Source organism: Clostridium estertheticum, assembly GCF_026650985.1.
GTDB lineage: Bacteria > Bacillota > Clostridia > Clostridiales > Clostridiaceae > Clostridium_AD > Clostridium_AD estertheticum_C.
This window is the reverse complement of sequence record NZ_CP086239.1, coordinates 3,194,635-3,218,904: the sequence shown is the minus strand read 5'-3', so window position 1 is coordinate 3,218,904 and position 24,270 is coordinate 3,194,635. Positions and strand designations below refer to the sequence as shown.

General features: G+C 30.2%; 19 protein-coding genes. 14 read left to right on the top strand and 5 right to left on the bottom strand.

What is annotated here, in order from left to right:
* Positions 1 to 37: 37 nt before the first annotated feature.
* On the bottom strand, positions 38 to 1,249 hold the full coding sequence (locus LL038_RS15420; protein WP_216123418.1) for an Nramp family divalent metal transporter: 1,212 nt from the start codon (positions 1,247 to 1,249) through the stop codon (positions 38 to 40).
* 195 nt (positions 1,250 to 1,444) lie between these two features.
* On the opposite strand from LL038_RS15420, the gene brnQ reads away from it, so the two are divergent.
* The 10 genes from brnQ to LL038_RS15370 all read left to right on the top strand — a co-directional run bounded on the left by brnQ (position 1,445) and on the right by LL038_RS15370 (position 14,730).
* The gene (gene brnQ, locus LL038_RS15415; RefSeq protein ID WP_268056089.1) at positions 1,445 to 2,755 is read left to right on the top strand and encodes a branched-chain amino acid transport system II carrier protein; all 1,311 of its coding nucleotides are present in this window, start codon (positions 1,445 to 1,447) and stop codon (positions 2,753 to 2,755) included.
* Between the two features lie 359 nt (positions 2,756 to 3,114).
* A complete protein-coding gene (locus tag LL038_RS15410) occupies positions 3,115 to 5,598 on the top strand; it encodes a glycosyl hydrolase (RefSeq protein ID WP_253200264.1) in 2,484 nt (827 codons plus the stop codon).
* Between the two features lie 90 nt (positions 5,599 to 5,688).
* Entirely contained in the window at positions 5,689 to 7,383 is a 1,695-nt protein-coding gene (locus LL038_RS15405; RefSeq protein WP_216123291.1) for a polysaccharide lyase family protein, read from the top strand.
* A gap of 69 nt (positions 7,384 to 7,452) precedes the next feature.
* Positions 7,453 to 8,991, top strand: coding sequence for an MFS transporter (locus LL038_RS15400; RefSeq protein ID WP_216123290.1), 1,539 nt, complete (start codon positions 7,453 to 7,455; stop codon positions 8,989 to 8,991).
* Positions 8,992 to 9,052: 61 nt separating this feature from the next.
* On the top strand, positions 9,053 to 9,853 hold the full coding sequence (locus tag LL038_RS15395) for a polysaccharide deacetylase family protein (protein WP_216123289.1): 801 nt from the start codon (positions 9,053 to 9,055) through the stop codon (positions 9,851 to 9,853).
* A gap of 273 nt (positions 9,854 to 10,126) precedes the next feature.
* The gene (locus LL038_RS15390; RefSeq protein WP_216123288.1) at positions 10,127 to 11,212 is read left to right on the top strand and encodes a glycoside hydrolase family 88/105 protein; all 1,086 of its coding nucleotides are present in this window, start codon (positions 10,127 to 10,129) and stop codon (positions 11,210 to 11,212) included.
* 63 nt (positions 11,213 to 11,275) lie between these two features.
* Entirely contained in the window at positions 11,276 to 12,808 is a 1,533-nt protein-coding gene (locus LL038_RS15385) for an MFS transporter (protein ID WP_216123287.1), read from the top strand.
* Between the two features lie 147 nt (positions 12,809 to 12,955).
* A complete protein-coding gene (locus tag LL038_RS15380; protein ID WP_216123286.1) occupies positions 12,956 to 13,555 on the top strand; it encodes a helix-turn-helix domain-containing protein in 600 nt (199 codons plus the stop codon).
* Between the two features lie 190 nt (positions 13,556 to 13,745).
* Complete coding sequence (locus tag LL038_RS15375) at positions 13,746 to 14,402, top strand: tetratricopeptide repeat protein (RefSeq protein WP_216123285.1); 657 nt, start codon at positions 13,746 to 13,748, stop codon at positions 14,400 to 14,402.
* Positions 14,403 to 14,559: 157 nt separating this feature from the next.
* The gene (locus LL038_RS15370) at positions 14,560 to 14,730 is read left to right on the top strand and encodes a hypothetical protein (RefSeq protein WP_216123284.1); all 171 of its coding nucleotides are present in this window, start codon (positions 14,560 to 14,562) and stop codon (positions 14,728 to 14,730) included.
* A 9-nt stretch (positions 14,731 to 14,739) separates the two neighbouring features.
* Here LL038_RS15370 and LL038_RS15365 read toward each other — a convergent pair whose 3' ends face one another.
* Together LL038_RS15365 and LL038_RS15360 are read right to left on the bottom strand one after the other, a co-directional pair.
* On the bottom strand, positions 14,740 to 15,207 hold the full coding sequence (locus tag LL038_RS15365; protein ID WP_216123283.1) for a hypothetical protein: 468 nt from the start codon (positions 15,205 to 15,207) through the stop codon (positions 14,740 to 14,742).
* 176 nt (positions 15,208 to 15,383) lie between these two features.
* Positions 15,384 to 16,235, bottom strand: a complete 852-nt coding sequence (locus LL038_RS15360; protein WP_216123282.1) for a methyl-accepting chemotaxis protein — start codon at positions 16,233 to 16,235, stop codon at positions 15,384 to 15,386.
* Between the two features lie 328 nt (positions 16,236 to 16,563).
* Between LL038_RS15360 and LL038_RS15355 the strand changes: the two genes are divergently transcribed.
* From LL038_RS15355 to LL038_RS15345, 3 genes are read left to right on the top strand one after another with little or no spacing between them, the layout of a single operon-like run.
* The gene (locus LL038_RS15355; protein ID WP_216123281.1) at positions 16,564 to 17,253 is read left to right on the top strand and encodes a response regulator transcription factor; all 690 of its coding nucleotides are present in this window, start codon (positions 16,564 to 16,566) and stop codon (positions 17,251 to 17,253) included.
* Positions 17,228 to 18,643 carry a HAMP domain-containing sensor histidine kinase gene (locus tag LL038_RS15350; RefSeq protein WP_253199947.1) on the top strand — a complete coding sequence of 472 codons (1,416 nt, stop codon included), beginning with the start codon at positions 17,228 to 17,230 and terminating at the stop codon, positions 18,641 to 18,643. Before LL038_RS15355 ends, LL038_RS15350 begins: the two co-directional genes overlap by 26 nt.
* A gap of 38 nt (positions 18,644 to 18,681) precedes the next feature.
* A complete protein-coding gene (locus LL038_RS15345; protein WP_216123280.1) occupies positions 18,682 to 20,145 on the top strand; it encodes a hypothetical protein in 1,464 nt (487 codons plus the stop codon).
* A gap of 28 nt (positions 20,146 to 20,173) precedes the next feature.
* Here the strand turns inward: LL038_RS15345 and LL038_RS15340 are convergent, their stop codons facing one another.
* Positions 20,174 to 21,127, bottom strand: coding sequence for a polysaccharide deacetylase family protein (locus LL038_RS15340; RefSeq protein ID WP_216123279.1), 954 nt, complete (start codon positions 21,125 to 21,127; stop codon positions 20,174 to 20,176).
* A gap of 491 nt (positions 21,128 to 21,618) precedes the next feature.
* Positions 21,619 to 22,554, bottom strand: coding sequence for a multidrug resistance efflux transporter family protein (locus LL038_RS15335; RefSeq protein ID WP_216123278.1), 936 nt, complete (start codon positions 22,552 to 22,554; stop codon positions 21,619 to 21,621).
* 384 nt (positions 22,555 to 22,938) lie between these two features.
* Here LL038_RS15335 and LL038_RS15330 point away from each other — a divergent pair, with 384 nt between their 5' ends.
* On the top strand, positions 22,939 to 24,222 hold the full coding sequence (locus LL038_RS15330; RefSeq protein WP_216123277.1) for a GntP family permease: 1,284 nt from the start codon (positions 22,939 to 22,941) through the stop codon (positions 24,220 to 24,222).
* Positions 24,223 to 24,270: the final 48 nt, after the last annotated feature.

The following is a 24,270-nucleotide window of genomic DNA, read 5'->3' as shown; positions in this document are numbered from 1 at the left end:
GAAGGCAACTAATAGTTGCCTTTTTTGTTATTTGAATTTACAATATATAGCTTAGTAATAACATTACATTAAGTGCAGCTACTATAAGTCCAATAATCCAAAGAGTAATTTTATCAAATCTAGTGTTAGCATATTTGCCCATAACTTTTTTAGAAGAGGTTAAATATATCTGAAGGAATATAGTTATAGGAAGTTGTATACTTAAGAACATTTGTGAGTAGATGAGACCTTTAAATGGCTCCGATATGAAAAATATAGCTATTGTAGCACCAACTAAAGTAATTCCTACGCCTAGCTTAGTGTGGATATCATGAATATCATATGGTTCCCCAAATATTCCCGCAAAAATACTACCACCGGCCATACCAGCAGTAACTGACGATGATATTCCGGCAAAGAGTAGCGCTAAAGCAAAGACTACTGAGGCTGTGCTTCCAAGTAATGGTGTCAGCATTTGCTGAGCCTGATTAAGCTCTGTAACTTGAACTTTCTGTGCGAAGAAAGTAGCTGCAGCAATAAGTATCATAGCACTATTTATAGCCCAACCTACCATCATTGAAAAAAAAGTATCCATAAATTCATATTTAAGTTGTTTTTTTATTACACTCTCATCTTTTAAATTCCATTGACGACTTTGTATTATTTCCGAATGAAGAAATAGATTATGAGGCATCACGACTGCGCCTAGAACACTCATTATTATTGGAATAGATCCCTTGGGAAAAGAAGGTTTAACCCAGCTTATCATAGCTTTTCCCCATTCGATATGTACAAGGCTTAATTCAAATATAAAAGATATTCCTATTATAGAAACAAAGCCAATAATCCATCTTTCTAGTTTCTTATAAGAATTTGTAAAGAGCATCCATAAAATCAAACCTAAAACTAACACTGTTGCGAGCTTTATAGGTATACCAAATAACATATTTAAAGCAATAGCGCCACCTAAAAGTTCTGCAAGGGCAGTAGATACTGCAGCTAGTACAGCAGAACCAAGCACAAATTTGTTCAGTCTTGGTTTTAATGTGGCAGTAGATGCTTCTGATATGCAATTTCCTGTAACAATCCCAAGATGGGCAGCATTATGCTGAAGAACAATAAGCATAATAGTTGAAAGGGTTACCATCCAAAGTAGAGTATATCCAAAATTAGCACCAGCAGAAACGTTTGCCGCCCAATTTCCAGGGTCTATAAATCCCACGGTTACTAGTAACCCAGGTCCAATGTATTTAAAAAAATCTAATGCCATAAGTTTGGGTTTATGGTCTTTTTTTGATATTATTTTATTAAATGGAAAATTCACTATAACACATCCGTTCTTTTTGTTGTATAATATATATTATAAAGTAATTATTATTTAAAGCAAGATTAAAATAGTAAAATTACATCTATACATAAAATAAAGACTAAATTATTTATGTTAATTAAGACGGAGGTTATGTAAATCAAAAATTCAACAAAACATTCAATAGTTATAGGTTCTGCATTATTTGCAATGTTCTTTGGTGCAGGAAACCTAATTTTCCCACCAGCATTAGGAAGGGCAGCCGGAGATGCAATGCTATATTCAATTATAGGCTTCCTTATTACAGGAGTTGGTATTCCTATATGTGCTATAATTGCTTGTGCTAAAATCAATGGCGACTTCAAAAAAATGGCAGATAGAGTAGGCCCAATATTTTCTGTAATAGTCTCTATAGCCTTAGTTCTTATTATAGGGCCTTTATTCGCAATTCCAAGAACTGCTGCAACAACTTTCGAACTGGGAATACATCCCTTATTTCCATCAATTGGACAAAATATATCGATTATAGTGTTTTTTGTAATAGTGCTTGCATTTGCGCTTAAACCTTCTTCAATAATTGATAATATAGGTAAAGTACTTACACCAGCACTTTTATTAATGCTCGCTATAATTATAGTTAAAGGAATAATAGAGCCTATTGGACCAATTGTAACTACATCTTATGAAGGTGGATTCTCAAAAGCTTTAATAGAAGGATATCAGACAATGGACGCTATGACTGGTGTTATATTTTCATCAATAATTCTTTCATCTATTAGAGCAAAAGGTTATAAAAGCCCAAAAGATATAATGAAGATAACTTTGAAATCAGCTTTAGTATCTTTAATCGGTTTATTTTTTGTGTATACTGGGCTTATGTACCTTGGAACTCAAACAACTACATTGTTTTCAAAAAGTATATCCAGAACTAGTTTGGTTACATCAATTGTTAGATTAGACCTAGGTAGTATTGGTAGTGTTATACTTAGTTTATGTGTTACTCTTGCATGCTTAACGACTGCTATAGGAATCCTTTCAGCTGGATCAAAATTTTTTGCTAAGCTTTTCAAGGGCAAATTATCATACGAAAGCATTGCTATTGGAATTGCTTTAGTAAGTGGAGTAATGGCTACGAAGGATGTTGATAGTTTAGTTAAATTGGCAAATCCGGTTTTGAAAATCATATATCCAATTGTAATTGTTTTAATAGTTACTACGTTACTTGGTGATATAGTTAAAAACAATAAGGTAGTTACTATAACTACATACACAGTTTTAATAGTAAGTGTTTTAAATACTATTAATGATTTAACATCAAACAGCATTGGATTTTTTAAATATGTTCCTCTATCTAGTGTAGGATTTGGATGGATTATACCGGCTATAATTGCTTTTGTAATTTCTAATAGATTAGTTAAATCAAATCAGGAAAACAAATCTGTTATTCAAAATTTAAATAAGGAATTGTAGGGAGTGTAAAATTAAGAATAAAAACTACTTAAGCGGCTAAAGTCCTAAATTACATGGGGCTAAGGCCGTTTAATTTTTTTGTGATCTCTTGGTATTGTAGAAAATTACATGTTCTTGATTTTTTCATTTATTTTATAAAATAAATTTACTATGATTGACTAAAACAAAGAAAAAAAAGGAAAAACAAACAAAACAAACAAAAACCTATTGACTTTGTGTTGGAAGAAAAGTATGATTGTGTAAATAAAGGAATATAAATGATTAAAGTAATCGATAACAGACGATAAAATGTAAAGCAAAAGAAAAATTAGAAAAAATGTAGGATTATAATACATTTTATTATGGAGGGATGTTTGATAATGATTGAAAATCAACGAAATGAATTTATTAATCCTTTAAATGAATATACGCCTATTCCGTTTTGGTTTTGGAATGATGATCTAGATAAAAATGAAATTATAAGGCAAATCAATGATTTTTCAAATAAGGGGGTTAATGCATTTGTAATTCATCCAAGGATAGGAATACCAAAAAAGATTGAATATCTTTCAGATAAATTTATGGGTTTTGTGCGCTCAGCTATTGAGGAAGCAGAAAAACTTGATATGAAGGTAGTACTATATGATGAAGCTATGTACCCTTCAGGGTCCGCTCATGGGATGGTTGTAAAGAATAATCCGGAGTATGCAAGCAGAGGACTGAAAATGCTTGAATATAAATGTCACAATGAAACAATAGTAGAATTTCATGAAAAAGATGGAGAAAGGTTAGTATCAGCTTTAGCAATTAAAAAAGTTGAAGGAAATAAATTTGATAGTTCTCAGATAAAGAAAATAATATGTAAGCATAACAAAGTAACATTTGTTCCTCCAAGTTTGGATGATTGGTACATAATTATTTTTGTAGAGATATATACCAAGGGGACTATAAGAGGAATACATTTTGGTGAGGATGATGGTGAACTAGAATCTCCAGCTTCAAGTGATTTACTTAATCCTTATGCAGTACAATCTTTTATAAGTTTAACTCATGAGAGGTATTATAAAGAATTTGGCGAATATTTTGGGAATGTAATAACAGGAGTCTTTACTGACGAACCAGACATAATGGGTAGAGGTAACCACGGTAATATGATAGCTTGGACAAGAGGGTTTCTTGAATTTTATATTAGGCAGGGTGGAAGAGAGGAAGATCTACCAGCGTTGTGGTTAGAAGGCACTACAGAAAGTATCAATATTAGAACTAGATATAACAGAGCCATAAACAAAAAATTAGAATTATCTTACTATAAACCTATAAGTGAGTGGTGTGAAACTCATAATATTGAACTTACAGGACATCCTCATGAAAGTGATGATATTGGATTACTCAAGTATTTTCAGGTGCCAGCTCAAGATATTGTATGGAGATGGGTAGCTCCAGAGGATAATAAGGCGATTCAGGGAGAAAATACTACTATGGCTAAGTGTACTTCTGATTCAGCTAGACATAGAGGTAAAAGAAAAAATGGAAATGAATGTTTTGCTTGTTGTGGAGCAAATAAAATAGAATGGTCATTTGCAGTTGACGATATGAAATGGTTTATGGATTGGTTATTTGTAAGAGGTGTAAACCTTTTATATCCTCATGCTTTTTTCTATTCAATAAGAGGTAAGAGAAGAATAGGAGAAAGACCACCGGATGTAGGACCAAATAATATATGGTGGCCGTATTACAACCAAATTTCACAATATATGAAGAGAATGAGTTTTATAATGACGGATAGTTACAACGTAACGGATATTGCTGTATTATGTGAAAATCATAATTTGCCTTGGAAGAGCGTTAAGCCGTTATATGAAAATTCTATTGAATTTAATTATTTGGAAAAGGAATTGCTAGTGTGCGATTTATGCGACATAAGTGATGGAGCTGTTTACATTCAAAAACAAAAATATAAGGTTATTATTATTGAAGATGTAAGTAGTGTTACTGAAGAAATAATAAAGCCATTGGAGAAATTTTCGCAGAGTGGCGGAACAATTATTATAAACAATGCAATGGGATATAACATTAAAATAAAGGATACCATAGTTATTAAAGAAGCAATAGAGATATTAAATGTTCTTGATGGTTTAAATAGCCGTGATTTGTTTACTAAGCATAACCAAAAATCATTAAGAGTAAGCCACGTAGTTAAAGATGGTGTGCATTATTATGTTCTTGTAAATGAAGGTGAAGAAAAGATAAAAGATATTTTAAATATAAAAAATATTGGATATGTAGAGAAATGGGATGCATGGAAAGGAAAAATTAGGAAGCAAGAAGTGTTAGAAACAAATGGTGATTATATAAAAATATCTATAGAAATAAATAGAAGAGAAAGTGTTATATTCGTTTTAGATACTTCGAAGGTTCCGACGTTTGGTGATAAAAAAGAAAAATTAAGCAATTGTTATACTATGGATATAAAATCAGATTGGAAGGTTTATGACCAAAAAAATAAGCTTGTAAAAGAAGGGAAACTAACACCTTGGAATGAATGGGAAGGATTTAAAAATTATTCTGGAACTATGATATATAGCAATCAATTTACAATTGAAAATAGAGAAGAGATAAATGAAATACAGCTCGAACTAGAAGAAGCTCACGAAATCGTGAAAGTATTCATAAATGAAAAAGAAGTAGAGATTAAAATGTGGGCACCATATATTTTTGACATCTTAGATTACGTTAGTTCAGGCTTAAATACATTGACTATCGAGGTCACAAATTCATTAGCTAACAAAATCTGTAATGTTAAACTTAAATCGGGTATTGGAGGAAGTGTAAAATTAAGGATAAATTCATTTAGTTCATGTTAACGTTAACAAATATCTACGTAAATAGGTGTGATTATATAGATGATTCATATGATGATTTTAAGAAACTAATATATTAAAGGATGTGAAATAATGGATGATGAAGTTAAACTAATTGTAAAAGGCTTAAAAAGTATAATATCAAATGGAATATTAACTGTGGAATTTAATGAAAATGCCGTAGCTACATCTTTAGTTAAAAACAATAAGGAGTTAATAAAAAATCTTAATGGAGCAGATAATGATCCAGATAAAAATCATACATTTTATCTGGATTATCATGCAGAAGGGAAATTTAGAAATTTTAAAGCAGCGGAATTAAAAGTAATAACGAATAGTAAAGAGGAGGTGCATATAACATATATTGATAGGACAAGCTTATTGTATATAGAATATAACATAATTATGAAAAAAGGTGAAAGTGGTATTTACTCCTATGCAGTTGTAAAAAATAACATAAAAAAGGAATTTAGGTTAAGCGAGTTAAGAACGGTGTATAGATTAGATTATAATATTTTTGATCATGCTTATAATTCAGAAAGAAAGGGAAAACAACCAACCCATGATTATTTGAATAAAAATAAAAAAATTCAAGATGAAACTTACGAGTTACCAGATGGAGAAATGTATACCAATGGGAAAATATATTCTAAGTATGATTATGTAGGATATTTTAAAGATAATCACTTTTGGGGTCAATATGGTAATGAATTTGGATTTTGGTTTATTCCAGTAAGTACAGAATACTATCCCAGTGGTCCTCTAAAACAAGAATTATTAGTACATTATGATTCTATTATACTAAATTATATGACTGGTGCTCATTTCGGAACAGGGGATTTTAATGTTCCAACGGATTGGGAAAAGATGTATGGACCTTGGTATATTTATGTAAATTGTGGTAATGAAGAAGAAATGATTAATGACGCTATAAAAAAAGCGAATACAGAAGAAAAAAAATGGCCTTATACATGTATAAATGAACCTTTATATCCTTTAGATAGAAGTAATGTTAGTGGGAAATTAATTATAACTCATAATAGATCAAGTGAAGAGGCTATGGTGGTGCTAGCTAAATCCGGTGGAGAATTTATAAGGCAGAAAGGTGATTATATATTCTTTTCACAAGCTGATAAAGAGGGTAAGTTTTTAATTAATAACGTTAGACCAGGTACATATACATTATATGCTTATGCCACCAAAGGTGATGTTACAAGGCAATTAAGTAAAGATTATATAGTTATTGGAAAAGATAATTTAGATTTGGGGGAGATTATTTGGAATCCACCGTACCATAAAAATAAACTATGGCAAATTGGAACGGCTAATCGTACGGCGAAAGAATTTAAATTTGGAAATGAATTAAGAAACTATAAGTGGAAGAATATGGTTCCCGAGAATTTAGATTATGTTATAGGAATAAGTAAAGAAAGTGAAGATTGGTATTATGCACAAACAAAGTCAGGAAATTGGAATATAAAATTTAATATGGATAAAAATCATGAAAAAAGATTTTATCTTACAATATCAATTGCATCTGCTACTAAAAACAAAATTGATGGAAAAGTGGAGCCTACTTTAATTGTTAAGGTTAATGGTAAAGTTGTTAAATCTACTGATTATATTAGTGATACATCTATTTATAGGTCTGCAATGAAGAGTGGCTGGTATCATTTAGAAGAGGTGGAGTTTGATTCTAATATTTTAAATATTGGGGAAAACGTTATCACATTTACAACCTGTAATGCAGCTATAATGTATGACACCATAATATTAGAGAGTAATTAAATATTGCAGCGACCCATGAGATGATTTAACTGAATTCTAAAATAAAATTTTCTAAAAGGGGATTAGGATATGTTATTAAAGACTAATGGCAAACTTAAAATGATAAATAAAATAGGGTTTTCATCATATCAATTGGCAGGTGTTAGCGATGTTTTAGTAAATGCTTGGCAAATGTACTTTTATACAACATTTTGTAATGCATCTATAGTTACAGTTACTTTGATGATTACAATAGGTAAACTTATAGGGGCTACGCTTACACCTGTAGTTGGATATATTAGTGATAATTTGTACAAGACAAGGTATGGTAAACGATTTGGAAGAAGGAAAGGTATTCTATTAATTGGAATACCATTAAAGGTACTAACTTTCCCGTTATATTGGATACCTAATATGCCTATAGCTTATTATGCTTCAATAATAATTATCACGTCCTTTATAAATCCTTTACTTGCCGTTCCACAGGCAACTTTTGCAGCTGAAATGTCAGAAAATCCAGTTGAACGTGCTGAATTAATTGGTTTTAATCAGATTGGTGCTGCAATAGCAGGTATATCTTCTTCATTGATTATAATAAAATTATTTGATGTCTTTGGACAAAACAATGCTGGGACATTTTTTATAGCAGCTATTATATATGATGTAATATCACTTATAGCGTTCACATGTTTCTATTTGTCGGTATACGAACGTCCTGTAAATGAATCGAATGTTAAAGTTGTAAGAGGAAAAATGTCATTTAAAAATGGATTTTTAGGTATAATTAATGATTTTGCATCTACTATAAAGATAAGATCATATAGACTTTATCTATGTATGTATTTATCAGAACAAATGTTTAGATCCTTAGCAGGTACAATAAATACTTATTTTATAGTTTTTGTATTACTTTTAAATCCAAAGTCAGTTTCGATTTCAACTAGTGTCGGATTTGTTTTTGGAATTATGTTCTTAACCTTTTATATATGGTTAACAGCTAAAAAAACTGGTACATTTACCTATAGAATAGGAGGTTTCGCAACAATAATAGTTCTTGTATGTTTTATGGGTCTTGGTATAATTAGACCTACAAACACTAATATATTCCTAGTTATTTTAACCGTTGCATTGAATTTTGGAAAAACAGGCTTAGTTAATGCTGCACAATTTTTATTTACATTTATGCCAGACATTGATGAAATGATTACGGGGAAAAGAAGAGAAGGTGCATATGCTGGGGTTAACACTTTCTTAGATGTAATCTTTTCTACTATTGAAGTAATGATAATTGGATTAATTTTGCAAGCAGCAGGTTTTCTTAAAGGTGCGAAAGTTCAACCACAGATTACAGTACATGCTCTTTTGATTTTGTATACAGTTGTTCCGATTATATTAGTTATAATAGGTATAATATCATCTTATAAACTTAATTTAACTGTAAAATCGCATATGATATTAGAAGAAGAAGTAAATAGATTGAAGAATGGTGGATTAAAAGAAGATGCCACTGAGGAAATCAAAGTCATAGTTAAAGATTTAACTGGATTTAATTATGAAGAGTGTTGGGGAAATAACAATTTATTAAAATACGAGCATGAAAATAGAGTACAAATTAATAAACAAGGGTAATAAAAATAATAGCCCCTATTATTAAAAAGGTATATTAAATTAGAAGAGAGAGGGTTTTAAAATGAATACTATTATAAAATGTTTTCCTAATGGAAAATTTAAAGCATTAACCATGAGTTATGATGACGGAAAGTTGGCTGATAAAAGGCTAGTCAAGATTTTTAATAAATATGGTATAAAGGGTACATTTCATTTAAATTCAGGTTTCTTGGATTCAGAAGACCACGTAAAGAAAGAAGAAGTAAAAAAGCTATATGAAGGTCATGAGATTTCATCACATACGCTAACTCATCCAACGATAGCTAGATGTTCTAACGAAGAAATAGTAAAACAGACACTAGGAGATAGAGAAAATCTTGAGGAGCTTGCAGGATATACAGTAAGGGGGATGTCATATCCCAATGGATCATATAATTCAAATATAAAATCCATGTTGAAATACTTAGGCATTGAGTACTCTAGAGTAGTTGGAAGTAAGGATAATTTTGATTTGCCAGACGATTTTTATGCTTGGCAAGCAACTTGTCACCATAACCATAATCTGATGGAAAATGCTGAAAAGTTTGTTCCATTATTTAAAAAACAGTATCTATACCTTATGTATGTTTGGGGACATAGTTATGAATTTGACAGAGATAATAATTGGGATTTGATAGAAAAGTTTTGCAATTATGTATCTAATAAGGATGATATTTGGTATGCAACTAATATAGAAATAGTTGATTATATGAAATTGCTTGATAATCTGAAATTTTCATCAAAAGGTAATTTTGTTTATAATCCTTCTTTTAAATCTGCATGGATTAGTTTTAATGATCAAATAATAGAGATAAAAGGTGGATCTCAAATAGAATTATTTTAAAAATTAAATGTTTTAATTTGCAGTTTAAGAGATATAAAAAAAGAAGTAATTGAAAAAGGCTAGAAATGGGATTAAAATCCGCTTTCTAGCCTTTTTTCATATTGTTAACTTTAATGACAAAATTGTTAACGTTAACAAAATTTTGTATTATTATTGTATTATATGTTAATTAATGCTATAGTCTAAATAAGTCGTTAACGTTAACGTAAAAAATATTGGATTGTAAGATAAATAATTTAACAGTACTAAAAAAATAATTATGGGGTGAGATACATGAAAAATTATGCTAAATGGATGGCAGATTCAGTAATAGAAAGAAATACAAATTTAACCGATCACTGGGGATATGAATATGGTTTAACCTTAGACGGAATAGCAGAAGTTTGGAAACAAACTGGTGATGAAAAATATTTAGATTATATAGTAGAAATTATGGATCATTTTGTACAAGAGGATGGAAATATAATCGGATATAGATTAAATGAATATAATATTGATCATTTAAATAATGGTAAAATATTAATAACTTTGTACAAAGAAACTGGAAATGAAAAATATAAAAAAGCATTAGAATTATTAAAAAAGCAAATAGAAACTCAACCACGTACAACAGAAGGCGTTTTTTGGCATAAGAATATTTATCCGAACCAAATATGGTTAGATGGATTATACATGGGTGCAACTTTTTATGCTAAATACATAAAAGAGTTCGGAGAAGTTTCTGAATTCAATGATATTGCTCATCAATTTATTATATGTGAAAAGAATTTGAAAGATGAAAAAACAGGGCTTTTATATCATGCCTTTGATGAAAAAAAAGAGCAAAATTGGGCTAATGAAGAAACGGGGTTATCACCACATTTTTGGTCACGTGCTATGGGATGGTATGTAATGGCACTAGTGGATACATTAGAAGTGTTCCCAGAAGATAATGAAAATAGAGAAAAGCTAATTTTAATACTTAATAATTGTATGACTAATTTAATTAAAGTCGAAGATAAAGAAAGTCATGTTTGGTATCAAGTATTAGATGAAGGACAGCGAAAAGGTAATTATTTAGAGGCTTCAGGTTCATCAATGATAGTGTATGCACTGTTAAAAGGAGTAAGAAAAGGATATTTACCAAAAAGATTAAAGAAAACGGCAAAAACGGCTTATGAAGGATTAATTAATGAATTTATATTAGAGACAAAAGAAGGATTAATAAATTTAAACAAAATTTGTTATGTTGCTGGTTTAGGTGGAAAAGAAAAAAGAGATGGCAGCTTTGCTTATTATATAAGTGAACCAATAGTAAGTAATGAACCAAAGGGGTTAGGACCATTTATACTTGCTTCAGCAGAAAATCAGCTATTATAAAAAAACAATTTATTTTTTTAGTGTATGTGTAAACGGTTATGTAAACGCTACTAAGGAGGAACTATGAAAAGTAAAATAACTTTAAAAAATATTATTGGATATTCAAGTATAAATTTTTTAGGAAGTGGTGCACAAGGGCTAATATCTGCATGGCTAATGTATTTTTATACAACACTGTGTGGTATAAGTCCAATAAAGGCAGGTCTTATATTTACAGCGGCAAGACTCATAGATGCTGTTGGAAATCCTGTATTAGGTGTTATAAGTGATAATTTTGGTAAAACAAAGCTTGGTAAAAAATTTGGTAGAAGAAAGTTCTTTATACTTTTGGGTATACCTATAATAATTGTTGTATTCCCATTATTATGGACAGCTGGTCACACCTTTAGTTTTTATTTCGTAGTTAATTTGATTTATGAAGTAGCATATACTTTGATTTTTGTACCAGGAACTACATTACCAGCTGAAATGACTCAAGATGCAGCAGAAAAAGCAAAACTTATCGGTGGTAAACAATATTGTGGTACTATAGCAAGTGTAATAGCAGCGTTTGTACCTGCAAAGTTATTTTTAACTTATGGTAAAAATTCTCCTAAAGCATTTCTATTTACTGGAATTATATATGGTATAATTACCGGACTCGCATTGATTTATTTTTATTTGAATATATTTGAAAGAGATTCAAAAGAGATTACTTATGAGGATTCGGCAAGTTCAGCTTTTCAGATATTTAAAAAACTAGGGGTTGATATAACTTCAAGTATGAGGAATAGATCATTTAGACTTCATTGTGTAATGATGGGACTTGGAGGGATTTTTAAACAAATTACTGGAGGAGTATTTACATATTTTGCGATATTTGTATTAATGACTTCTACAGTAACAGTAGCTAATATAAATGGCGTTTCATCAATTGTTTCATGTATAGCTTTGTTTTTCTTTATTGTATCGGCATACAAATATGGTGGACCTAAAACGTTTAGAATAGGAACTATTATAGTGTTTGTATCACTAGCAGGCTATTTAGCATTAGCTGTGATGGGTCATTCATCATTAACAGTAACCATATTAACAATATTTGCATTAATAAACATTATAGGAAAAACTGCAATAGACTATGTACCACCATACCAAATGGGATTTATAGCGGATATAGATGAAGCTATAACGGGACAAAGAAGAGAAGGGATATATACAGGAGTAAATAGTCTTTTATCAAAAGTAGCTGCAGCGGTAGAAGCAGCAGTATTAGGAGGCGCATTATCTGCATGTGGATTTAAAACGGGTGTTAGTGTACAACCACATAGTGCGATAGTAGGAATAACTGTTATAGCTATTGTAGTACCTTTTGTATTGCTTGGAGTGACTTGGTTTGCAACTTTAAGGCTTAAACTAACAAAGAGTACTCATAAATTGTTAGTAGATGAAGTGCATAGAATAAAAAATGGGGGCTCGAAAGCTGAAGTAACTCTAGAAGCAAAAGAAGCTATTGAAGTATTAACTGGTTGGAAGTATGAAGAGTGCTTTGGTAATAATAATGTAGGCTTTAAGAATGAAAAGCACTATTTAAGCAGTAACAGTAAAAATGTAAGTTAAATTATCTCTTGGGTCGCTGCAATATTAAAGTGGAATTATTTCCACTTTTTTTAGTGGTTTAAATTTTGTTTATGAAGTAATAACAACATAATAATATATGGTCGTAAAGAACTATTTTCAAACGATAGCTTAAAGGTGGTGAAAGTTTTGTCAATTAACCATGAAAATTTAAAAGATGAAATTGTTAGTCTTATTAGTAAGGGAGATTCTGATAGAGTAGAATTTAGAAATCATAGTGGGGGACCCAATTTATTAGGTAAGATTATCTCCTCTTTTGCAAATGCATCAGGTGGTAAATTGATTTTGGGGGTAAATAATAAGGGCAAAATCAATGGATGTAATAAAAATGATGTAATGGAAACTTTTAATAAAGCTAAAGGAAAATTGATACCATGTCCTATTGTTTCAATAGAATTTATTGAAATAAATAAAAAAGTACTGGCTATCATTTCTATAGAGAAAACCGAAAAAATAATCTCGTCTAGTTTAGGGGTATTTAAAAGAGTCAACAATTCAGAAGAAATTATGGTAACAGAAGAGATAAAGAACAAACAGCTAAGTGCGGTTACAAAAGATGAAATTAACGATACCGTTGGAGAAATGGCTCAGCAAATTTCGCAGCTTACAATTACTTTAGAAGAAACTATACAACGATACAGAATTCAAAATAAGCTAAGTAGAAAAATTATTGAATGGATAGCCTGTGGAATAATTGGAATTGTTTTATCAATCTTTATTCATTTATAGGGTATAACAGTATTCGATGGACATATAGTTTTTATACTCCTTAAAATTTAAATCACTCCGCTATAAGCTATTTTTGAGAGGAGCGGCATAAATTTAAAAGCTGCTGAGGATACTATAGTAGAAATATATATCCTAGGTTGTAAAATGAAATAGCTTGTAAAACATCTTACCGGGATGGAAGGCGGAAAAAATGAAGGTAAAATCATTCAAAATTAAGTTGATGATTTTTACTATTATTTGTGCTATGGAAGCAGCGATAGTAGTTAATGCTAAAATTAAAAACAGTAATGTGATTGAAATAAATGATAAAAATGGAATGAAAAATTTGCAATTACAAGAATGTGAAATTAAAAAACAAGCGGATTTAGAAAAGATATGGAAGATAGGATATGACCAATTTTTTGAAGGTGAATATGCAAAATCCATTATAACTGAGAACCAAGTTTTAAAGGAAGATTCTAAATTTTATAAAGCATATGCTGTAAAAGGAATTGCATTAGCTTATAATGGAGATTTCAAGGGAGGTATGCGGCAGATTGACAACTCCTTAAAATTGAAACCTGATTATGGATATGCAAGATTTAATAAAGCACTAGCTTATGAATTATACGGATACTATGCTGAAGCTATCAAGTGGTACGAGAAGGATTTGGAAGTGGAAAAATCTGAATGGATTTATTATGGTATAGCCAGTATTTATGGAAGAAAAGGTGATATTAATAATACAGTGAAGTATCTGAAGCTAGCAATTGTTATTAATCCAAATATCAAAAATGAAGCAAAAAACGAAAAAGATTTTGAAAATGTAAAACAATACAATCAATTTAAGTTATTAATAGAAAAATAGAATTTTTTTGTACTATTCAAAGGAATGTTTGTAGGGTATAATGAATCAGTAAAATAACAAGACCTACCTTGATAGTATTTATTGTGAATATTAATTTAGAAGGTATCGGAATAGGGTATTTTTAAAGATGTGAAAAACAAAAAAAGAGGGTGAAAATATGAAAAATGATATAAATAAAAATATGGAGATAATGAAAAAAGTTATTGAAGAAAAGAAAGCAAAATCTTCTATGCAAAAAAATAGTAGGAGAGCATCAATCCATGGAACACAAAGCTCATCATCAGGTAATGGTGGAGGGTTAGTTGGTAAAAATAACAGGGGACAATAAGTTCCCTTGTTATTTTACAATCTTTTCAAGTGATGTAACGAGCTTTTCTTTATTAATAATCATATCAGATAATATTTTATATGTTTTTGTGTTTATATCACTAGCATCTCTCAGAAATCTGCCTTGAATATCCATAAGTAAAGAGTTTGCATCTCGCTCTAAGTTAAGTGAAAACTTTAAATACTCTTTAATATTATTAATTTCTGTAGCATATATTCTTTTATTAAACTCATCTATTAAAAAAGACATTTTATCATATATATAGAAATCAATTTCTTCAGTTTTCGATTCACTTAATTCACTTTTTAGCTCCTCATAATAGTTAATAGAGTTGCTTATTTCTTTTGCTAAGACCTTTGACATTGTTTCTATAAATTGAATATCACATTTTAGTTGTCCTATGCTTTCATATATAGCTTTCTTTCTAATAGCAATATTTATAGACTTATTAATTAAATCTATAACGTTATATCCCATGACATCACTCCTAATATTATTTCTAGTTTAGTATTATGTCTATTTAGCAGTAATATTTAGCTTACATGGGAATCATAACATATTTCTTATATTGTCACAATAAAATTGTCGAAAAATGGCATTTTATTAAATTATATAGAATAAATTAAAAATTTGTAATATCTTTATTATAGGGATTAACCCATAACCTCATTAGCTACTAGGTTGAGGGAATCTGCTGAAATAACTAATTCTTCCATGCTGCTGGCTAGTTCTTCTGTAGCAGCGGCCTGTTGTTGTCCTATATCTGATGTTTGGACAATTTTTTCATCAATCTCTTTAACTTTATTTTTTATATTGTTTATGATAGTTTCTACATCTACTATGGAGCTTGAACTATTGCTAGCCATTTTACGAATTTCGGTGGCTACTACTGAAAAGCCCTTACCATGCTCTCCAGCTCTAGCTGCTTCGATTGCAGCATTAAGGCCTAACATATTTGAAGTATGTGCCACCCCACGAATTACCTCTATTATTTTTTCAGTTTCATTTATTTGTTCATTTATTTCATTTGATAAAGTTTGAAGAGATGATTGAAGGGTCGAAAGTTCGACTGCAGAAGCTGCAAGCTCTTCAATGGTAGCTGATGTTTGTTCTGAGGAGTCTGCAACCAATTTAGCAGTACCTATAAGCTTATCACGATTCGCTACGCTAATACCTAAACCTAACCCTCCTATTATGTTCCTTTTGCTATCGAATATGGGAATAGCTGTAGATTCAAATTCAAAACCAAATGCTTCTTTTGGTACTAAAGATCTTTGAGGTTTTCCGGAAATAATAGCTTTATACACTGTATCTTCTTTAGGAATATCCATTCCGGTAGCTTCAACAGGCATTTTAATTTTTTTACCTGATAAATTCATTAGAAACTTTTTGGTATCGCTTACTCCTATTACACAATCTAGAGGGATTAGTTTCTGAAGAGCCGGAGCTAACTCCAAAATAAAATTCATTATATATTCTGATTCATTGTCTTCATTAAAAAGCATATTATAATTTCCCCTTTCATTTTTAAGTATTGATATAATTAATAGTCACTCCTCATATATAATATATTTATAAAAGGCAATTCCACTATTATATTATCTTTGTTTTATTGAATAACTTTAGCATTTTTGATAAAACTTATTATGTTTTATCACTATTTCAATAGCTAAAGATAGTTAAATATACTTGCATTGTGGTGAAAAAGTATTACAAAACAAATACAATATTACCACATACAATATTTCGGAGCTCTATTATGTTATAATCATAACTGATAATATGGAAATTAGAATCTTTTAAAATATTTATTTTAAAGTAAGAGGTGAAATTATGGGAAAAAAAGTGCTCATTATAGAAGATGAGGAATCTATTAGAGGGTTTATTAAAATTAACTTTCAAAGAAACAACTTTTTAGTATTTGAAGCTGTATCTGGAGAAGAAGGTTTAGAAAGAGTCCACGAGGAGAGACCAGATTTAATAATTTTAGATATAACACTTCCTGGTATGGATGGGTTTAAAACATGTGAATTGTTAAGAAACGATTTTCCAAATTTGGGCATTATCATGCTTACCGCTAGGGGAGAAGATATGGATAAAATTATGGGACTTGAGTATGGTGCTGATGATTATATGGTAAAACCATTTAATCCTTTAGAACTTATTGCCAGAGCAAATTCTCTGCTTAGACGAATGAATCATAGTGAAGAGAAAAATCCTGAGCAATTAATCTCTGGGTGCTTTATAATAGACACTGTTTCCATGAAGGTATATAAAAATCAACAACTTCTAGATTTAACCCCTAAAGAATACTTGATTTTGAAGACATTTATGGAAAATGAGGAAAAAGCTTTTAATAGGGATGATTTATTAAACTTAGTATGGAATTATGAATACTTTGGAGACTCTAAAATTGTAGATGTTAATATAAGGCGTCTTAGAGAAAAAATTGAAGCTGTCCCTTCTAAACCAGAATATATAGAGACGGTATGGGGGGTTGGATATAGATGGAGAAAGAGGTGATATTTTGAGGGGAATAAAAGCCAGACTTGTTTGGAGTTATCTATTAGTGATTGTTTTCACTGTAATCACATTAGAAGTTTTTCTTACCGTTTCTTTAGAAAAATATTACTATCAAAATATGGAATCATTACTTTCAAAACAAATCAAGGGATCTGTCGATTTTTATAATAATTATTTTTCTTCATCTAGTTTAAAAGAAAATGTGGAGAATAATGATGATATTTTTTGGAAAAACACCTCTGCAGAGGTCCAAATTATTGATAACTCAGGAATGATGCTAATGGATTCCATTGGTAATTTTAATAAGGAACATATCGAAGATGATGATGTGGAAAAAGCATTGCAAGGAGAACTTGGAACATTTACTAAGAAAGATAAGGATACAAAGGAAAATTTTATGTACGTTTCTTATCCCTTAAAATCAGCTAATAAAATAGAGGGTGTACTACGTTTTGTTACTTCTTTATCAGAGGTAGATGCAATTATTCATAAAATAGTAATCCTTTTTTTTGGAGTTGGAACTCTTGTAATTGTTATTTCTGGTGTTTCTAGTATATTTATCTCTAATACTATTGTGGGACCACTAGATGAAGTAAATACCCTAGCTAAGAAATTTGCGTCTGGAAACTTTAATGAAAGACTTGAAAAAAGAAGGAATGATGAAATTGGTGAATTATCCGATACATTTAATTTTATGGCTGAAGAAATTCAAAAAAGTCAGAACCTAAAAAATGAATTTATTGCATCTGTTTCTCATGAACTTAGAACCCCTCTCACATCCATAAAAGGATGGGCTTCGACTATTAGATCTGGTAGTTTAGAGGATAAGGAAGAAATTCTAGTCGGACTTAACATTATAGAAAAAGAAAGTGATAGACTTACAGTAATGGTGGAAGAATTGTTGGACTTTTCCAAATTCATATCTGGAAAAGCACCACTTAAAAAAGAATATGTAAATATTCAAAGTATTATAACCTACATAGAAAAACAATTTATGCCCAAGTCAATACGTCACAATATTAACTTTACTTGTAAAATACAAGAGGATTTAGTCCCTGTTTTTGCGGATGAGAAAAGGTTAAATCAAGTTATTAGCAACATTTTAGATAATGCCTTTAACTTTACAAAAGAAGGAGGCAAAGTAACACTCGAAGCGTGTATTGATGGTAATAATATTTGCATTATTGTGAAGGATAATGGAATAGGAATTTCACCGGCGGATTTGCCTAAAGTCACAGAAAAATTTTTCAAGGGTAGAACAAGTATGTCACAAAATGGGATAGGACTTTCCCTCTGCAAAGAAATTATAGAAATGCATAATGGTAAACTTGAGATTTCAAGCGAATATGGCAAGGGTACAGATGTTAAAATATTTTTACCTCTGACATAAGAAACAATAAAATTTATATATATAAGAGGTGACTCCTGGTGAAAAAAGCATTATGTTTATTTGTTATTATATTTTCTATTATAATTTTTATATGGAGTCAATATGCAGGATTAACTTTAAGTTCTCAAGTATTGCATAAAAAACTTACTGTGTCGCCTATACAAGGAAGTTGGATAGTAGAGAAATACGTTTCTATTGGTGGAGCTACAATTGATGATGAAAAAGCAAAACAATTACTTGGAAAGGTTGCTTATTTTAGTGGAGATACAGTTGAGTTTAATGGTAATATCTCTAAGGATGTTAAATATAAAGTTAAGTCCGTGGATACTAAAAGTTATTTTTGGAATAGTATAAAAATAAGTGCCAAAAGCTTAGGAATAAAAAATACTGATGTACAAATTATTACTATTAACTCCAATGAAACTTTTTTTGATGAGTACATAAGGTTAGATGAGTTAACCCTTATAAAAAACTATGAGGGTACCTTATTATATTTTCACAAAGCAAAAGATTCTTCTGCTGCCCATTCATATAATAAAGATAACAATACAAAAATTCTAATCAGCAAGGCAGAAAAAGAAATACGATCTAAGTCAGGATTATTACTTGGACTAAGATATGAAAATCCTGAAGGCGAAGATTGGCTGAGCAAATATTCATATAAAACCTTATGGATCAGTTCAGTAAATGATAAAATACTTCCCATTCGGGAAACTAAAGATTTGTTACTTCCAAGGCAAGATGGATTTTGGAAGGTAGGAATAAGTAATAAAATAGAAAATGGAGATTCCAAGGACGTACTTTGGTCTTATCCAATCAATTTACTTAATCCCACTAAACCCATAAATTCAAAAAAAATAAAGTATACTAAAACAGAAGGTAGTATAGCTATTAAATTTGTAGGCAGTAATTATGTTTCTACTGATACTGTACATGATGTAAATAATAATGATTTAGAAAAGAAGTATTCTAATAATAAGCTAAAAATATTTCCAATGGATAATCTAATGGGAGAACCTATAAAACTTACAAGCATACTTCCGAGGGAAATAGAAAAAGCTACTTTGCCAGGTGCAAATTTAAACATAAATAAAAATACCCAAGATGAAAAGCTAGAAAAAGTGGATAATAATTTGGGTGTAATAAGAAGAAGCGGACGATGGATACTAAGAGGAAGAATGTCCCAAGCAAATAGCGGAGATGCATTTATAGATTTTGATATTCCTTATGCTACACCTAAATCGTTAACTACATATGATAATTTATTCCCCTCTTTTAATGTAATAAAAACAAAGGTACCAAGCGCAGTGGATGCTTATTCATCTCCTAATAGAGATTTTGTTGTTGTTCTAACTAATACAGAATTAATGGTCTTTACTATAAAAGGTTATAACCTGGGAGAAAAGTCATTAACTTTGAAGTTTAAAGCAGGAGAAATACCAGTGATGTCCCAGTGGGCTACAGGTAGTTATGTGGATGAGTGGCAAAAAAAAGTAAAATAAGTGCTAACGCGGCTATGCGCGTTAGCACTTATTTTATTGTTCTAAATTCATATCCTTTGTCTTTTAAATATTCTATAATTTGAGGTAATGCATTAGCAGTTTGCATTTTACCATAAGTATCATGCATCAATATAACTAATTTTTCTTGTGTTCCAACCTCTTCCTTTAATACGTTAAGTAACTCTTCTGGAGTTTTATTTGCCTTACCTTCTGCATCTTTGATTTCAGCATTCCAATCTATACTAATCATATTCTTTTCTTTTAGCTTTGCATCGAACTCTGGTAAATTCGGATCTCTATAATATGCTCTTGACATATATCCTCCTGGCACTCTTAAAATCCTTGTACTAAAATCCTGACCAAGTATATTTTTTAAAGCATCATCGTTTTTTTTCACATCGTTCATGAAAATAGGTACATTAATTATATTATTAGGGAATAATGAATTGTGTTCATTATGATTATAAGTATGATTTCCTATTGCATGTCCCTCATTAAATTCACGTTTTACAAGTTCTTTGCTTTTTTCATTTGCCTCTATGTTTTGTCCAACTAAAAAGAATGTTGCTTTAACGTTATTTTCTTTTAGAATATCTAGTACTTTTGGGGTCACAGTAGTAGATGGACCATCATCAAAGGTAAGAAATGCTATTTTCTGATTATCATTTTTCCCTTTGTAATTTAATATTTCACTTACTTTTGCAGCATCATAAATATACTTTTCCCCTTCTTTATTTACAGTGAAATTTTTTGTTGATTCGTTACTAGTTTCATTATTCTTTAATGTACTAGTAGCGTTAGGTTTAGAAGTAGCTGTAGTAGTTACTGTAGTAGTAATTGGTACGATTACTGGTTCAGCATTAACTTCATCTTTAGTAAAACTTTTACCTATTATGATTGTACCTATTAAAATTAAAAAGATGCAGCTACATATTAAACTTATTTTTAAAGGTCTTTTATTAAATCTTTTCTTTTTCTTCATATTCACCACTCCATTAACTAGTATTTATAATTGTATTTTATATAATATGACTGTATATAGTGAAATGTTATTGTATATTTTTTATTTCTTATAGATTATTGCTTTCAAAATATGTTTTTCAATTTAATTACCCCCATAATTTTAAATTATTCATATTTTTAAACACTTAACAAAACCTGTAAAACTTAGTATAACTATAACAATGTAATTATTTTACATGAAAGTCATTTATTTGACAATATTTTACTGTGAATACTATTCCATAAAACCCTCTTTTAATCTATATACTTATAATACTACTTATTATAAACTAAGAGATTACAAAATTATTACAATTTCATTACAGATCATATTAAAACCTTTTTGTGTCTCCTTTTGAATACATCTAGTTGAAAAAATGATAATTTTTATTAATGGAAATAGTAAGTTACTTTACATATATATTAAAAATATTAAAATATATGTGATATTTCATAGGAGTTAAATTAATTTTAGGATTTAATAAGACTATTTAAAATCATTCCAATAACTACGAGCATTATTCCAATTAATCCAATAAGTGTTGGAATTTTATCATGAAATATAAATACTCCGCCCAGTAGTGTAAATATTACTTCGCCAGACTGTGTTGATTCTACGACTGCTAACATACGTACATCACTACTTACTAGATCAGTTGCTTTAAAAAATAGTATTGTAGCAATAATTCCTGAGAAAATGGCAACTAGTAAGGATTGAACTACTTGTCCTTCACTTGGTAGACCAACAGTTAATAAGCTAAATAAAGATATAATTATCCAAAATGGCATACTACATAGGGTCATGCCAAATACTCTTTGAAAGGTACTAAATCTATTATTACAAACTTCTATCATTTTACGATTTCCAAGTGGATATGAAAATGCGGCTAGTATAACAGGCAAAATTCCAATAAAAGCTTTTAGAGCAGAGATATCCTTTGCTTGTTGAAACTGTATTAAAAATATGCCAAGCAAAATTACAGACGACATTAGTAAAGATTTTTTAGGGATTTTATTTCTTATTTTAAAGATTCCATCTTCGGTTTCTACGTTTTTAAAAAATAGTGGAGTTAGAAGTGCACCTGCGACTATAGTTATTTGCCAAGTTCCAGCAACTAACCATGATGAACCATAGGCTGAGGCGAAAGTTAGGGGAGCATAAAACAATCCAAATCCTACCGTACTCCAAATTATCCATTGAATAGGTTTTTTTATTATATCATTTAGTACACCAAATAGTTGATTTTTTATAATCATGATAACAAGTAAAATTGGGAACATAAAAATAAATCTTAGAGATGAACTCCAGAGCCAACTACCACCTGAAATATTCATTTGTTGATTAAGTATAAATGTAAATGCAAAAAAGAATGATGCTGCTATCCCTAGGATTAGTGCTTTCGGCATTTTAAAACTCCTTATTCAAAATTATAGTGTAGATGTATTGAATACAACTTGTGATTTTTGTTTAGACTTTAACTACGACTATCACATTCAGCTATAAATAATTCTGTTTTTATCATCAAATCTCTTGTACCAGAGAAAGCAATTCCATCACTAACCATAAAAGATAGAAATTCATTAACTGTTGTGCAAATGAACAATAAAAAATGTTAAATAACCAATATCAACTGGTTTATAAAAATACTATTATTAATATAGGAGTTATGAAAACGTTATATATATTATGCGACAAATTTTAAAATTATCTAATTGAATTTATGGTTAACATTAGATGAGATCATCTATTATCAAAGATACAACTACATTATACAATAAGGGGGAAGTAAAATGGCTGTGATTAATTGGAGTGGAGCAATATTTGGTTTAATAGTTGCTATAGTTTTAATATTTAGAAAGGTAAGTCCTGTATACGCACTTTTTGGAGGTGCTATTATAGGCGGATTAGTTGGCGGTGCTAGTTTAGCTCAAACAACACAAATTGTTATTGATGGTACCAGCAGCGTAATGGGGGCAGTGGTTCGAGTACTCGCAGCAGGAATACTCGCAGGTATTCTAATTGAGTCTGGTGCAGCAGAGAGAATTGCAGAAACTATAGTCGAAAAGCTGGGCGAAAAAAAGGCTCTTTTAGCAATAGCCATTGCAACTATGGTTATAACTGCTGTAGGTGTATTTATTGCGGTTTCAGTTATTATAGTTGCGCCAATAGCATTGTCCGTAGGTAAAAAAGTTGGACTTACTAAATCTTCAATACTTCTAGCGATGGTAGGTGGAGGTAAGGCTGGAAATATAATTTCACCTAATCCCAATACCATAGCAGTAGCAAAAGGTTTTAATTTAGATCTAGCACAAGTAATGATTAATGGTTTTATACCTGCAATAGTAGGGTTAATAGTAACATATTTCGTTGCTACAATGTTAAGTAAGAAAGGTGAATTAATTAAAGAATCAGAAATAATTGTAAATAATACAAAAGAAAAGCCAAGTTTTGCTAAATCAATGGTGGCGCCAATTGTAGCAATTTTATTGTTATCATTAAGTCCTATTGGAAATATATTTCATATACAGTTTTTAGCGAAAATTAAAATTGATTCTATGATTATACTGCCAGTTGCAGGATTAATAGGATTAATCGTAATGGGTCAATTTAATAAAGTTGTTGAATATACCACTTCAGGGTTAAATAAAATGACAGGTACTGCCATAATATTAATTGGTGCAGGTGCAATAGCAGGTGTCATTTCCAAATCTAATTTAAGTGCGGTAGTGGTACAATGTATCCATTCGGCAGGTATTTCAGGGGTGTTCTTAGCACCGATATCAGGAATACTAATGGCAGGAGCTACTGCATCAACAGCTACAGGAGCAATTCTAGCATCTGGAAGCTTTGGAAAAGCAATATTAGCTATGGGAGTACCTCCATTAAATGCGGCGATTATGGTACATACAGGGGCTACAGTTATTGATCATTTGCCACATGGTAATTTCTTTCATGCTTCAGCCGATTCTGTAAAAATGAAAATTAAAGAACGTATGAAACTTATTCCATATGAATCTATGGTTGGTGGATCTATGATGATTACAGCAACTATAATATATGGATTTTTAAAATAACAAGCAAATATGGATTTATACTTATTTATCTAATAAAAATATAAGTTA